Source organism: Citrobacter sp. RHBSTW-00881, from assembly GCF_013728515.1.
Lineage (GTDB): Bacteria > Pseudomonadota > Gammaproteobacteria > Enterobacterales > Enterobacteriaceae > Citrobacter > Citrobacter braakii.
The window spans coordinates 2,068,726-2,082,151 of sequence record NZ_CP056269.1 but is presented as its reverse complement, the minus strand read 5'-3'; the positions used below and the strand labels follow the sequence as shown (position 1 = coordinate 2,082,151).

Annotated in this window: 18 protein-coding genes, 3 tRNA genes and 1 pseudogene; 6 read left to right on the top strand and 16 right to left on the bottom strand. The window is 49.2% G+C overall.

All coding sequences use genetic code 11. The features are described 5' to 3' along the window. Positions 1-5: 5 nt before the first annotated feature. From HV311_RS09870 to HV311_RS09855, 4 genes are all read right to left on the bottom strand, one after another. Positions 6-587 (bottom strand): YrbL family protein, encoded by a 582-nt coding sequence (locus HV311_RS09870; RefSeq protein WP_191221023.1) that lies wholly within the window; start codon positions 585-587, stop codon positions 6-8. A 282-nt stretch (positions 588-869) separates the two neighbouring features. Continuing rightward, positions 870-1,295, bottom strand: a complete 426-nt coding sequence (arsC, locus tag HV311_RS09865; protein ID WP_016153466.1) for a glutaredoxin-dependent arsenate reductase — start codon at positions 1,293-1,295, stop codon at positions 870-872. A gap of 12 nt (positions 1,296-1,307) precedes the next feature. Beyond that, positions 1,308-2,597, bottom strand: a complete 1,290-nt coding sequence (locus HV311_RS09860; RefSeq protein WP_191221022.1) for an arsenic transporter — start codon at positions 2,595-2,597, stop codon at positions 1,308-1,310. 44 nt (positions 2,598-2,641) lie between these two features. Next, a complete protein-coding gene (locus tag HV311_RS09855) occupies positions 2,642-2,962 on the bottom strand; it encodes a transcriptional regulator (RefSeq protein ID WP_049040547.1) in 321 nt (106 codons plus the stop codon). A gap of 86 nt (positions 2,963-3,048) precedes the next feature. Here HV311_RS09855 and arsH point away from each other — a divergent pair, with 86 nt between their 5' ends. Continuing rightward, a complete protein-coding gene (gene arsH / locus HV311_RS09850) occupies positions 3,049-3,747 on the top strand; it encodes an arsenical resistance protein ArsH (RefSeq protein ID WP_016153469.1) in 699 nt (232 codons plus the stop codon). Between the two features lie 58 nt (positions 3,748-3,805). Here the strand turns inward: arsH and HV311_RS27845 are convergent. Then, positions 3,806-3,940: pseudogene (locus HV311_RS27845) on the bottom strand (IS30 family transposase); the annotation flags it as partial. A 131-nt stretch (positions 3,941-4,071) separates the two neighbouring features. On the opposite strand from HV311_RS27845, the gene HV311_RS09845 reads away from it, so the two are divergent. Then, positions 4,072-4,242, top strand: coding sequence for a YnfU family zinc-binding protein (locus tag HV311_RS09845; RefSeq protein ID WP_162835200.1), 171 nt, complete (start codon positions 4,072-4,074; stop codon positions 4,240-4,242). Between the two features lie 393 nt (positions 4,243-4,635). Here HV311_RS09845 and cspA read toward each other — a convergent pair whose 3' ends face one another. Next, positions 4,636-4,851, bottom strand: a complete 216-nt coding sequence (gene cspA, locus HV311_RS09840; protein ID WP_016153470.1) for an RNA chaperone/antiterminator CspA — start codon at positions 4,849-4,851, stop codon at positions 4,636-4,638. Positions 4,852-5,148: 297 nt separating this feature from the next. On the opposite strand from cspA, the gene cspH reads away from it, so the two are divergent. Continuing rightward, positions 5,149-5,361 carry a cold shock-like protein CspH gene (gene cspH, locus HV311_RS09835; RefSeq protein WP_049040548.1) on the top strand — a complete coding sequence of 71 codons (213 nt, stop codon included), beginning with the start codon at positions 5,149-5,151 and terminating at the stop codon, positions 5,359-5,361. Between the two features lie 65 nt (positions 5,362-5,426). Then, complete coding sequence (locus HV311_RS28230; protein ID WP_016153471.1) at positions 5,427-5,516, top strand: hypothetical protein; 90 nt, start codon at positions 5,427-5,429, stop codon at positions 5,514-5,516. 238 nt (positions 5,517-5,754) lie between these two features. Here HV311_RS28230 and HV311_RS09830 read toward each other — a convergent pair. From HV311_RS09830 to uvrY, 6 genes are all read right to left on the bottom strand, one after another. Then, positions 5,755-5,841: transfer RNA gene (locus tag HV311_RS09830), tRNA-Leu, on the bottom strand. 12 nt (positions 5,842-5,853) lie between these two features. Beyond that, positions 5,854-5,927, bottom strand: a tRNA-Cys gene (locus tag HV311_RS09825). A 51-nt stretch (positions 5,928-5,978) separates the two neighbouring features. Next, positions 5,979-6,054 (bottom strand) — tRNA-Gly (locus HV311_RS09820). A gap of 151 nt (positions 6,055-6,205) precedes the next feature. Continuing rightward, positions 6,206-6,754 carry a CDP-diacylglycerol--glycerol-3-phosphate 3-phosphatidyltransferase gene (gene pgsA, locus HV311_RS09815; RefSeq protein ID WP_016153472.1) on the bottom strand — a complete coding sequence of 183 codons (549 nt, stop codon included), beginning with the start codon at positions 6,752-6,754 and terminating at the stop codon, positions 6,206-6,208. 55 nt (positions 6,755-6,809) lie between these two features. Beyond that, on the bottom strand, positions 6,810-8,642 hold the full coding sequence (uvrC, locus tag HV311_RS09810) for an excinuclease ABC subunit UvrC (RefSeq protein ID WP_191221021.1): 1,833 nt from the start codon (positions 8,640-8,642) through the stop codon (positions 6,810-6,812). After that, positions 8,639-9,295 carry a UvrY/SirA/GacA family response regulator transcription factor gene (uvrY, locus tag HV311_RS09805; protein ID WP_006684079.1) on the bottom strand — a complete coding sequence of 219 codons (657 nt, stop codon included), beginning with the start codon at positions 9,293-9,295 and terminating at the stop codon, positions 8,639-8,641. The genes uvrC and uvrY overlap by 4 nt, the downstream gene beginning before the upstream one ends. Before the next feature lie 295 nt (positions 9,296-9,590). Here uvrY and HV311_RS28225 point away from each other — a divergent pair, with 295 nt between their 5' ends. Continuing rightward, the gene (locus tag HV311_RS28225; RefSeq protein WP_418135068.1) at positions 9,591-9,734 is read left to right on the top strand and encodes a hypothetical protein; all 144 of its coding nucleotides are present in this window, start codon (positions 9,591-9,593) and stop codon (positions 9,732-9,734) included. Between the two features lie 19 nt (positions 9,735-9,753). Beyond that, positions 9,754-9,978, top strand: coding sequence for a DUF2594 family protein (locus HV311_RS09800; protein ID WP_016153474.1), 225 nt, complete (start codon positions 9,754-9,756; stop codon positions 9,976-9,978). Positions 9,979-10,044: 66 nt separating this feature from the next. On the opposite strand, the gene sdiA is transcribed toward HV311_RS09800, so the two are convergent. The 4 genes from sdiA to dcyD all read right to left on the bottom strand — a co-directional run bounded on the left by sdiA (position 10,045) and on the right by dcyD (position 13,424). Next, positions 10,045-10,767 carry a transcriptional regulator SdiA gene (gene sdiA, locus HV311_RS09795; RefSeq protein WP_016156833.1) on the bottom strand — a complete coding sequence of 241 codons (723 nt, stop codon included), beginning with the start codon at positions 10,765-10,767 and terminating at the stop codon, positions 10,045-10,047. 231 nt (positions 10,768-10,998) lie between these two features. Further along, positions 10,999-11,751, bottom strand: coding sequence for an L-cystine ABC transporter ATP-binding protein TcyN (gene tcyN, locus HV311_RS09790; RefSeq protein WP_003030477.1), 753 nt, complete (start codon positions 11,749-11,751; stop codon positions 10,999-11,001). Next, positions 11,748-12,416, bottom strand: a complete 669-nt coding sequence (gene tcyL / locus HV311_RS09785) for a cystine ABC transporter permease (RefSeq protein ID WP_191221020.1) — start codon at positions 12,414-12,416, stop codon at positions 11,748-11,750. The genes tcyN and tcyL overlap by 4 nt, the downstream gene beginning before the upstream one ends. A 21-nt stretch (positions 12,417-12,437) precedes the next feature. Further along, positions 12,438-13,424 (bottom strand): D-cysteine desulfhydrase, encoded by a 987-nt coding sequence (gene dcyD, locus HV311_RS09780; RefSeq protein ID WP_191221019.1) that lies wholly within the window; start codon positions 13,422-13,424, stop codon positions 12,438-12,440. Between the last annotated feature and the right edge of the window lie 2 nt (positions 13,425-13,426).

Genomic DNA, 13,426 nt, shown 5'->3' with positions numbered 1-13,426 from the left:
CGTGGTTAAGCTTGTTGCAGACCGTTCAAATCGTTAAGCATCCGCTTGAGACATTTGATTTTATTCTTATCGCGAACTGATTGCGAAAGCTTACTGAGTTGAAAAAACGTTTTGTCACCAAAACCGTCAATGACTTTGAAGCGATAATCCTGACGCTCGCTATCCCAGGCATAAACAATGTTTTTACAATGCAGGGAGTTAATAATGACTTTGGTGCTGACAAACCATGCTAAAAAAGCATTCAGCTTCTGCAATTTGCTGTCATCGAGTTCTTTTTTGAGAGCAAGCTGATAAAGAGTTTGAGCAATGTTGCCATGCTCATCGCACTCCTTCACAGTGATCTGCCCTAGACCTTTATTTGTTTCAACAAGACCTTCGATCTTTTGCATATAAAGAGAGTCTGTTTGATGGCCTGGCTTGCATTCTTTAAGGTCCCGGAAGACTTCCCGTAACTTGCTTTTATAGTTCGCAATATCTGAAATAACGATTTTGATCAGCAGGTTACTATCCTGTGGATGCTGAAAGACGTAACGATCGTTACCTCGTGCAAGTAAGTCTTCATCTGTCAATATAAGCTCTTGTTTCATGATAGTTTTTGACTCTTACCCTAAGGGAAATGAAATTGCTTCAACTGACCTGCATCGGTAAGTTCTGCTAATCAAAAACTATTATGTATATATTTATTTCAATAATTGATAAACGAAATGCATTCGGAGTGAGACAAATGTCTCTTCTGGCAAGTGGGCAGGCTAATGAACCTGTTTTGATACCCCCGCAAATACGCTTCTCCAGTCGTGAACGAGGGTTATCAGCGAAGAGCAGGCCCCGGTATGAAGTCAACAGGCACCCGATAATATTAAGCGGAAAGATTACTTAACCCGTTTCCCTGTTTCGTCAATGACCTTTTCGCCATCCTCTTTGGTAAAAGAGCCTTTCTGAGCTTCAGGTAAAATATCCAGCACAATTTCTGAGGGACGACAAAGACGCGTGCCAAGCGGCGTCACTACAATCGGCCGATTAATCAGGATCGGATGCTGAATCATAAAATCGATCAACTGCTCATCAGAAAACTTATCTTCATCAAGACCCAGTTGCTCATAAGGTTCAACGTTCTTACGCAGCAATGCGCGTACTGAAATGCCCATATCTGAAATCAGTTTGGTCAGTTCATCACGAGTCGGGGGCGTATCGAGATAATAAATAATAGTTGGTTCGTTACCGCTGTTACGGATCATTTCCAGCGTGTTACGTGAGGTGCCACAGGCCGGGTTGTGATAGATGGTAATGTTGCTCATATCAGTATCTCATTAAAAAGTGACAGAGAGCCGCCACGCCAGCGCGGCCAGAGTGACGAACAGCACGGGCAGAGTCATGATAATGCCGGTGCGGAAGTAATATCCCCAGGTGATGGTCATATTTTTCTGTGCCAACACATGAAGCCACAGCAGAGTTGCCAGACTGCCTATCGGGGTGATTTTAGGACCTAAATCGCAGCCAATCACATTGGCATAAATCATCGCCTCTTTGACGACGCCGGTCGCAGCACTCCCGTCAATGGACAATGCACCAATCAGCACGGTCGGCATATTGTTCATCACAGACGACAGGAAGGCAGTCAGGAAGCCGGTACCGAACGTGGCAGCCCATAAACCTTTGTCTGCCAGCATATTGAGTACAGCAGAAAGATACTCGGTGAGTCCTGCATTACGCAGGCCGTAGACGACCATATACATACCCAGCGAGAAAATCACGATCTGCCAGGGCGCCCCGCGCAGCACTTTCCCGGTATTAATGGCGTGGCCACGCTTGGCTACCACGAACAGCACCGCAGCCCCAACTGCTGCTATCGCGCTTACTGGGATCCCCAGCGGCTCCAGAACAAAGAAACCGACCAGCAGGAACAGCAGAACAATCCAGCCCGCCCTGAACGTCGCCGGATCTTTAATCGCACTGGCGGGCATCTTGAGCAGTGAAACGTCATATCTGGCCGGGATGTCGAGGCGGAAGAAGAGATGGAGCATGACCAGCGTGGCAGCAATGGCCGCCAGGTTCACAGGGACCATTACGGAGGCATACTGTGTAAAGCCCAGGCCGAAGAAATCCGCCGAGACAATATTGACCAGGTTAGAGACAATCAGCGGCAGGCTGGCAGTATCTGCGATAAATCCTGCAGCCATGACAAAGGCCAGCGTCGTCGCCTGGCTGAACCCCAGGGCGAGTAGCATCGCAATCACAATCGGCGTCAGTATCAGTGCTGCACCGTCGTTAGCAAACAGCGCAGCAACAGCAGCGCCAAGCAGTATTATCCAGGTAAACAGCAGGCGACCACGCCCGTTACCCCAGCGGGAGACATGCAGCGCGGCCCATTCAAAGAAACCGGACTCATCGAGCAGCAGGCTGATGATAATCACCGCGATGAATGCCGCTGTTGCGTTCCAGACGATATTCCAGACTACGGGAATATCATCAATGTGGATGACCCCCGTCCCCAGTGCCAGTAAGGCTCCGATACTTGCGCTCCAGCCAATGCTGAGACCTCTGGGCTGCCAGATGACCAGGACCAGCGTCAGTATAAAAATACTCCCTGCCAAAAGCATTTTAGATTCCTTTATATATGATTATGTGTATGTAAAAAATTCTCTCAACAGGATGTGCAGGCTGATTTTTTCAGCCATTCACCCACATCTTTCCTCAGACACTGCCAGGACGTCGTGATCGTCTCAGCGGCCCACGCTGGCATGTGGGGAGACAGACGGTAGTGAATCCATTTGCCTTCCCGGCGGTCAAGCACCAGCTCCGCTTCTCGCAGAATAGCCATATGGCGAGAGATTTTAGGCTGTGATACAGAGGTCGCCGCGCATATATCGCATACGCACAGTTCGCCGGATTCCCGGAGAAGCATAACAATGGCGAGACGGGTTTCATCCGACAGGATTTTAAAAAGCTGAACTGGCTGTAGCATTTTTTACTCCGTTCCCTTTAGAATACATATATGATAAATCATATGTGTTGAATTTGAAATCACAGAACCTCCCGGAGGAGTAAAAAATGGAACACTTTCCTGCACTGAATGCTGATTGCTTCGATCAACAGATTGCTGAACGCCTGCAGCTCCAGGAGCCGCCACGCATACTGATTCTGTATGGCTCGGTAAGAGAGCGTTCTTACAGTCGTTTTGCCGCAGAAGAAGCAGGACGCCTGCTGACGGCGATGGGAGCGGAAGTAAGACTGTTTAACCCCTCAGGTTTACCCCTGCCGGATGATGCCCCAGATACGCACCCAAAAGTCACCGAGCTGCGCGAGCTGGTCAGATGGTGTGATGGGATGGTGTGGAGTTCCCCGGAGCGGCATGGGGCAATGAGTGCGGTGATGAAGGCACAGATCGACTGGATACCCTTAAGCGAAGGGGCCGTTCGCCCTTCACAGGGAAAAACACTGGCGGTGATGCAGGTCTGCGGCGGGTCGCAGTCTTTTAACGCCGTGAACCAGATGCGTATCCTTGGGCGCTGGATGAGGATGTTCACGATCCCTAACCAGTCCTCAGTAGCCAAAGCCTGGCAAGAATTCGATGAGAACGGGCGAATGAAACCTTCGTCCTGGTATGATCGTATCGTCGATGTCGCCGAGGAGTTGTTTAAAATCACGCTGCTGCTCAAGGGGCAAACCGATTACCTTGCCGATCGCTACAGCGAACGAAAAGAGAGCCATCAGGAGCTTTCATCCCGCGTCAATCAGGCGAAAATATAACGTCCTTTTTTACTGAGCTCAAAAACGTCCGCTTTTTGCTGGGCGTTCAGCCGCTGGATGCAACAATGTTAATTCTTTGCTGGCTGCGAACCGATAAGCCAGCTCCTTTTGGAAAATACTGTCTGAGCAATCTGTTCGTATTTTCATTAGAACCACGCAGCCAGGGAGATTGAGGATTACAGAAATAAATTTGGGAAGCCGCCCTTATCATCAGGCTCTTTGCGATACCTTTTCTTTATATTTACATATCCAAAACATCATAAAGTTAAGATTTTTTGGACAAATTAGGGTATGGTTGAAGTTCATCCACTCAAGGAAAAGCCTATGTCAGAACGTAAAGACTCTAAATCACGCCGCAACTATCTTGTCAAATGCACCTGCCCAAACTGTACCCAACAATCTGAACACAGTTTTTCAAGAGTACAAAAAGGTTCTCTTTTAATCTGCCCTCATTGCAATAAAGTATTCCAGACAAACCAAAAAGAAGCAGCCTGAATCCGTTTTAGACTCTATTTCTGGAACAGAATCACCACATCTGTATTTTAAGATTTATCAAGCTACAGATAATAGAAAACCCGCTGGCTGCGGGTTTAGTATTTTCATATTTAAAAATAAAAAAGATGGTGATATCTGGGAAAAGCTATCTTCTTGCGTATGTTGTCGTGCAAAGCAAGTGGTTAGACTTTTCGTGCAGCGAACCTACACGTACTCACAATGGTCAGCATACTTTCTCATGCAAAAGAGAGATGAAATATGCTGACCGTTGCCCTGAATGCCGGATCAGTAACATTTCATCTCTACTGACCCAACAATACATCCATTGCTTCTGTCAGTATGTCTACTCAGGCTTTAGCCTTCTTCGTTATCGCATACAGACAAAAAAAGGATTTACTCTGTAATAACTACATTGCCAGCAACCGGACCTTTAGTACCATTCTCAATGGAGTAAGAGACTTTTTGCCCTTCAAACAAGGTGCGGAAATTATCGCTCTGGATAGCAGAAAAATGTACAAATAAATCTTTACTACCGTCAACAGGAGAAATAAAACCGAATCCCTTATCGGCATTAAACCATTTTACTAAACCATTCATCTTTTTTGACATTTTGTATTCCTTAATTTGGCCTTCCGGCGAACATGGTTTTATTACAGAAACTACTTAGTGCTTAGTGGGGAGACTCAAAGAAGGGATAAATATAAAACACCTGAAATGAGAACTGCTTTAGTAAACTACTTTGTATTTTGTCTGTTCTTCAAACCGACGCGACCATTAACGCACGGGCGTATATAATAATCAATGTTTATTTTAGCTATCCAGATCTCACGATAGCTGAAAAATATTTCTGGCATTATCCCGGGGTATGTGTATAGTGCAACACGTTATTAGCTTTAAGGAATTTTTTTGTCTCGTAAAATGACAGGAATTGTCAAAGCCTTTGACTGCAAGAGCGGTAAAGGCCTTATCTCCCCCTCCGATGGTCGCAAAGATGTACAGCTTCACATTTCAGCCTTAAGCCTCCGTGACTCAGAAGTACTCATCCCCGGATTACGCGTTGAGTTTTGTCGAATAAATGGTCTTCGAGGCCCCTCGGCTGCGAACGTTTATCTCTCATGACCTGTAGCCGCCCCTCCTGACTTCTGGAATCATAAAAGAGAATTTCAAAACAGGGAGAGTTTCATATGTATCAGAAAATCTATCTCAACGACTGGCTGACAGGCCTTAAGAGCTCATGCTGCACGCTGATAGTAACTCTGCTTGTTTTCATCTAACCTGTTAGTTCAAGACCGGTAAGAGTTGCAATAGCGTTGGCGTATCTATGTTGAGCCCGTCAGGGTGATATGCTTGCGTTACACCCCAAATGCCTGTGATGTACATAGGATGAAAGCCAGGGGATTTCTGAGCTTGAAGGTTCGCTGAGCGAGAAGCGAGAAATTTCAGGCACAAAAAAACCACCCGTAGGTGGTTTCACGACACTGCTTATTGCTTTGATTATTCTTTTCTTTCCCATGGTACCCGGAGTGGGACTTGAACCCACACAGCGCGAACGCCGAGGGATTTTAAATCCCTTGTGTCTACCGATTCCACCATCCGGGCTCGGGAAGAAATTGGAGGCGCGTTCCGGAGTCGAACCGGACTAGACGGATTTGCAATCCGCTACATAACCGCTTTGCTAACGCGCCGAAATCTTCTGGCTTTTAAGCCGACATCCGCTACTGCCGATGTCTTTAATTTGGAGCGGGAAACGAGACTCGAACTCGCGACCCCGACCTTGGCAAGGTCGTGCTCTACCAACTGAGCTATTCCCGCATCACCAAGTAACTTTGTTAATCACTTGATTTTGTTATCGTCTGGCAATCAGTGCTGCCGTTCGATGCGTTGCATTCTACTTACCTGACGCAATGAGTCAACGATATTTTTCACCACTGACGATCGTTTGCTGAAATTTGCGCCGAAACGATCACTGTTCAAGCAAATCTCCCCACGCAGCGCTCAAATACTGGAACATTGACCACAACGTCAGTATCGCGGCAACGAAGAAAAGTGCGATCCCGGCGTACTCTACCCAAATATTTGGACGCCACAGCAGCCATGCGAGCGCGGCCATTTGCGAAGTGGTTTTCACTTTGCCGATCCAGGACACCGCCACACTGCTACGTTTACCCAGTTCAGCCATCCACTCACGCAGCGCAGAGATAATAATTTCACGCGCGATCATCGTGGCGGCAGGAAGCGTTACCCACCAGCTGTGATAGTGCTCGGTCACCAGCACCATCGCGATAGCCACCAGTACCTTATCAGCGACCGGATCGAGGAAGGCGCCAAAACGCGTGCTTTGGTTCCAGCGACGCGCCAGATAGCCGTCAAACCAGTCGGTGACCGCCGCAATACAGAAGATCAGCGCACAAACGAAGGGAGCCCAAGTGAATGGCAGATAAAAAGCCAATACAAAGAATGGGATCAGGATGACGCGAAACAGCGTGAGCAACGTAGGGATATTAAATTGCATATGACGGATAACTATCTGTTGTCAGTAAAATTACCCCTATGTTGCTACAGAGGGCCTAATGTTTCAACGAGTAGAAGATCTTTTCTGCCAGAGCTTGCGAAATACCCGGCACTTTTGCAATTTCTTCAATACTCGCGTTACGAAGCCCTTGCAAACCGCCCATATATTTCAACAACATCTGCCGACGCTTCGGCCCGACACCTTCAATAGTCTCCAGCGTGCTGGTATTTTTCACCTTCGCCCGTTTTTTACGGTGCCCGCTAATCGCATGATCGTGAGATTCATCGCGGATATGCTGGATAACGTGCAATGCAGGCGAATCCGGCGGTAGGCTAAAGCCCTCACCTTCCGGCTCAAAGAACAGCGTTTCCAGACCAGCTTTACGATCGGCCCCTTTTGCCACACCCAACAAAAGCGGGTGCTGTTTGTCCCAGGGCACGTCCAGTTCAGCAAACACGGCTTTCGCCTGCCCCAGTTGACCTTTCCCGCCGTCGATCAATATGACGTCCGGAATCTTACTTTCTTCAATTGCCTTACCGTAGCGCCGGCGGAGAACCTGATTCATTGCCGCATAATCATCACCCGGCGTAATACCCGTGATGTTATAGCGGCGATACTCGGCGCGCAGTGGTCCATTGGCATCGAATACCACGCAGGAGGCTACCGTCTGCTCGCCCATCGTGTGGCTGATATCAAAGCACTCCATGCGTTTCACTGCGGGTAACTTGAGTACTGATGCCAGCGCCGTCAGGCGTTGGGTAATGGTCGACTGCTGGGAAAGTTTTGTGGTTAACGCCACCGCCGCGTTGGTACGCGCCAGCTTCAGATATCGTGCGCGATCGCCTCGCGGTTTCGTCTGAACGTTGATCTTCCGCCCGGCCAGCTCAGACAAAGAGTCCGCCAGCAGGGTTTTATCGCTAAGATTAAAATCGAGCAGGATCTCACCGGGTAAGGTGCGCATCTGACTTCCCTGCAGATAAAACTGTCCGACAAAGGTTTCAACGACCTCGCCGAGTTCTGTTCCACCAGGTACTTTCGGGAAATAGCTACGACTGCCTAACACTTTACCCTGGCGAATAAACAGCACGTGCACACAGGCCATGCCGGCATCAAACGCCACGCCGATGACGTCCAGATCGTCTCCGGTATTAGAGACAAACTGTTTTTCGGTCACGCGGCGTACGGCCTGAATTTGGTCACGAATGCGGGCAGCCTCTTCAAACTCGAGATTTTGGCTGGCCTTTTCCATCCGGGCGATCAGCTGCGTTAATACCTGATCGTCTTTCCCGGACAGGAACAGACGAACGTAATCAACCTGCTGCGCATACTCTTCCTCACTCACCAGGCCCACCACACACGGACCGAGGCAGCGGCCAATCTGATATTGCAGACAGGGCCGCGAGCGATTGCGATAAACACTATTTTCGCACTGACGAATAGGGAAGATTTTCTGTAGCAACGCCAACGTTTCGCGTACGGCGTAGCCGTTAGGAAACGGTCCAAAGTACTCGCCTTTGGCATGCCTGGCCCCGCGATGCATTGCCAGGCGAGGATGGGTATCGCCGCTGAGGAAAATAAAAGGATAGGATTTATCGTCGCGCAGCAAAACATTATAACGCGGCTGATACAGCTTGATGTAGTTGTGCTCAAGCAATAACGCCTCGGTTTCGGTGTGCGTAACCGTGACATCAATCTGCTGTATTTGCGCGACCAGTGCTTCGGTCTTACGCGATGCGAGGTTGCTACGGAAGTAGCTGGAAAGCCTTTTTTTCAGGTCTTTCGCTTTCCCGACGTAGATGACCGTCCCGGCGTCATCATACATACGATAAACGCCGGGCTGACTGGTCACGGTTTTCAGGAACGCTTTGGCATCAAACTGATCGGTCACTGGCTTGTTAATGTCTCCGCATTACACAGGCCATGGCGAATTGCCAGGTGAGTCAGCTCAACATCGCCGTGAATGTTTAATTTACTGAACATTCGATAGCGATAGCTGTTCACCGTTTTAGGACTAAGATTCAGTTGCTCTGAGATCTCATTGACCTTCTGACCTTTGGTGATCATCAGCATAATCTGCAACTCACGTTCAGACAAACTGGCAAACGGGGTTTCCGTTTTCTCAGGCTCAATCTGGCTGAGCGCCATCTGCTGAGCGATATCGGAGGCAATATAACGTTGGCCAGAATAAACCGAACGAATCGCACTCACGACCTCCTGGGGCGCAGCCCCCTTACTGAGATAGCCCGCGGCTCCCGCCTGCATGACTTTTGCAGGTAACGGGTTTTCGGTATGAACAGTCAGCATGATCACTTTAATGTCAGCCGTTGAACGCGCAATTTTACGCGTTGCCTCAAGGCCACCAATACCGGGCATATTCATGTCCATCAGCACAACGTCAACGGAATTTGAGCGGCACCATTTTACCGCATCTTCACCGCAGCACGCCTCGCCGACAACTTTAATGCCTTTTATATCTTCAAGAATGCGTCGTATCCCTGCGCGCACCAGTTCGTGGTCATCAACAAGAAAAACGTTGATCAAAGGAATATCTCCAGAATAGGGATAACGCTACCGATAGTTAATCGGTCCTATGTTAACGGGTTTTATCTCAACTTTGAAATGTAAAAATCGCCGTCTTTCGATTTTGCTCTCGTTTTTGGAAATTAGAAGGTACGACGAGTGGAAACTTTCTGTTATGGCAACCTTTTGCCACGGTTATATCTGCATAGCTGTTTCAGAATAGTGACAAAAAATTCATATTCGTCCGTTGAATGCAAAATAGGCAGCTAAAGTTGTAACAATAATTAACGAGTAAAATACTCGAAATAAACAACAGATGGAGAAAATATATGCAGTGCAACATGTTGTTTATTTTAATGTCCGCGGCTTATGTTTGCGCAGAAAACAACCGCTGATATTTTTAGCCTCGCTTATGGTATACTCCGGCGCCTTAAGATTTGACATCGCACTTTTTCATTGAAACATAACGAGGAAAATAAATGAGTACGCCTGACTTTTCCACTGCTGAGAATAACCAGGAACTGGCCAATGAAGTCACCTGCCTGAAAGCCATGTTAACGCTGATGCTGCAGGCAATGGGCCAAGCCGATGCAGGGCGCGTGATTCTTAAAATGGAAAAACAGATCGCGCTGATTGAAGATCAATCACAGGCTGCGGTATTTTCCAGCACTGTTAAGCAAATTAAACAGGCCTACCGCCAGTAATAAGAACCCGGCTGACAGCGATGCTCTCAGCCGGGTTTGCGTCTGACACTCAGAACGATAATTTACTCAGATCAGCCCGGTTGCCGCGGCATAACAGGCGATCTGCGTTTTGTTGGGTGCATTAAATTTCTTTTGCATATTTTTCTGGTGAAAGTTAACGGTATTTTCAGAAATCGACAGAATTATCGCTATCTCTGAAGAGGTTTTCCCCTCTGCCGTCCATTTCAATATCTCTTTTTCCCGCTTGCTAAAGCGCATCTCTGGCGCCATGACCATGTCATCTTGCAGCCGCGTCAGTACCGACAAGCTTTCCCGCACCAGCAGTTGCATCCTGAGCTCTACCTCATCGTTTGCAAAGCGACTATTACGGACACTCGCACGCGATACCGATAAAAAACCCAACGCCCGATTAGGCAACATTAAGCATTGCGTCATCCCTTTACGTAAACCGTGATTGCGCGCGGCATCCCACAGGGGCTGTGCATCGCGAAATAAGGTATCGTTCCAGGGTAAATGCCCCTGACTGAAGTTTTCAGGCTTCAGCACCGGATCAATAGCGAAATAATTCTCGGACTGATAATGCGCCACCCATGCTTTGGGATAGGTCGTGTGAAGCGACGTTTTAGGTCGGGTAAAAGGTACGGGATGACGAACACAGAGCGCGTAAAAATCGAACTCTAAATGCTGCGTCTGTTGTTGTAATTCATTATAGACATCCTCTGCCGTCGCCATTTCCTGAAAGCGTAACAGCATACTCCGTCGCCAGGTGAAGAAATCATGACCCTGCATACTAAGTGGTAATACCCCTGAGATTGATAATCATCCAAACATATGAAACAAGCTAACACATAAATGTATTTTATATATGCAAATTATCGGACAAATGAACAATTACTTGAGCATTACTCAACGGCGGCAGGAAGTAACAGTATTGGGAGTTAATAATAAAGCAATAATTATAAATAGTTATGCGAACAGCACTCGCCAAAAAACAATTTCGACGAGTGCTGCATGCACTATTTATTGCATCAGAAACTTTTCAAGAAACTGACGGGTTCGCGGCTGCTGCGGATGCGTGAATAAGGATTTAGCTGGCCCCTGCTCCACTATCCGTCCTTGATCCATAAATATCGCCCGATCGGCAACGTCGCGTGCAAAGCTCATTTCATGCGTCACAATCACCATGGTGCGTTTTTCCTGCGCCAGCTGGCGGATGGTATTAAGTACCTCACCAACCAGTTCAGGATCAAGCGCGGAGGTCGGTTCATCAAAAAGAATAACCTCAGGTCGCATCGCCAACGCCCGGGCAATAGCCACGCGCTGCTGCTGCCCGCCGGACAAACGCCGCGGATAGCTGGTTTCTTTACCAGCTAACCCGACTTTCGCCAGCAGTTCGCGCGCTCGGGCTGTCGCTTCGGCTTTCGGTTCGCCTTTAACAATCACCGGACCTTCAATAATGTTTTCCAGCACCGTGCGATGCGGGAACAAATTAAAGTTCTGGAACACAAAGCCCACGTGCTGGCGCAACTGACGAATCAGACCTTTCTGCTGAGTTAACGAACGCGCGGTATCAATGGTAATCTCACCCACCTTAATGGTGCCCGCCTCCGGTTGCTCCAGCAAATTAATACTGCGCAGCAGCGTAGTTTTGCCCGAGCCGCTCGGCCCGATAATCGCCACAACTTCACCGGGTTTGACGTCAAGATCGATCCCATGCAGCACCGTTTGCCCATGGAATTTTTTGACCAGGTTTCTGACTTCGATAGCACTCATTTCGGCTCTCTCTCCTGGCGGTTCAGTTGCTCTTCAAAATAGTTTTGCAGTGCAGAAAGCACCGTCGCCATCACCCAATAAATCAACGAGGCTGCCAGATACATCGTGAATACCTCCAGCGTACGCGAGGTAATCAACTGCGCCTGACGGAACAGTTCCGGTACCTGAATAGTCGCGGCCAGAGAGGTGTCCTTCACCAGGCTGATAAAGCTGTTACTCAGCGGCGGGAGCGCAACCCGCGCAGCCTGCGGCAGGATTGCCCGGCGCATGGTTTGCCACCGCGTCATACCAATACTGGCACCCGCTTCCCACTGCCCTTTGTCGATGGAGGAGATTGCCGCACGCAGCGTTTCCGCAGCGTAGGCCGCCGTATTAAGCGATAAGCCAATCATCGCAGCCGGAATAGGATCAAGCTCAATACCAAACTGCGGCAGACCGTAATAGATCATGAACAGCTGGGCAATCAACGGCGTTCCGCGAAAGATAGAGATATAAAAGCGCGCCAGCCAGCGCACAGGCAGCAGCGGCGACAGACGCATCAGCGCCAGGATAAACCCCAGCATGAGGCCAAAGAACATCCCACCGATACTCAGTTGCAGCGTAAAAACTGCGCCCTTGAGCAGATACGGCAGAGAATCAATCACCAGTTGGATACTTTCATGCATGAGCGTTTTTCTACCTGGTCGTTACACGTGAGGATGGTAGGCAAACAGCGCAGGCGCCCCACCAGTATGAATAAAGAGAATTGGCCCTTCATCCTTGAAGCGCTTCTGGCTAATGCCATCAATCAGACCCGCCATCGCCTTGCCGGTATACACCGGATCCAACAAAATGCCTTCCAGACGCGCCAGCAGTTTTACCGCCTCCATGCCCTCTTCGTTTGGCGTACCGTAGCCCGGCGCATAATAATCGTCCCATAACAGGATTTTCGCTGAGGCCGTCAGTTCCAGCTCCCGGGCAATATCCTGCTGCAGTGCAACAACTTTGGGCTTTTGATCCGCCACGCTGCGTGAGACGGTCACGCCGATGAGTTCGACGTCTGGCATCAATTGCTCCAGACCCACGGCCAGTCCGGCATGCGTTCCCGCACTGCCCGAGGCCACCACTACGGAAGAGAGCGAAACGGCCCCTTCACACTGTTGGGCAATTTCCAGCGCACTTTCCACATAGCCCAGCGCACCCAGTGCATTGGAACCCCCAACCGGGATCACATACGGGCGGAACCCTTGCGCTTCAATCCGCGTCGCCAGCTCCTGCAGCTGTGCATTCGGATCGGTCAGCGCATCGCACATTTCAATCTGCGTATTAAACAGGTCCAGCAGCAGACGGTTGCCATTGGTGAGATAGTTTTCGGCAGTGGTGCCTATCGGATTTTCCAACAGCGCCACGCAGTGCAGGCCAAGCTTAGCGGCGACCGCCGCCGTCTGGCGAACATGGTTAGACTGAATCGCACCAGCGGTTATCAGCGTATCCACGCCTTCACGCAGCGCGTCTGCGGCCAGAAACTCCAGCTTACGCAGCTTATTGCCGCCCATAGCCATCGGCGTGACGTCATCGCGTTTAATGAAAATATCACGCCCGAGATAATCTGAGAGGCGCGGAAGATATTCGAGTGGCGTTGGCGCGCCAATAAATTCCAGACGTGGAAAGCGCGTTAAATTATGCAGCGGCATAC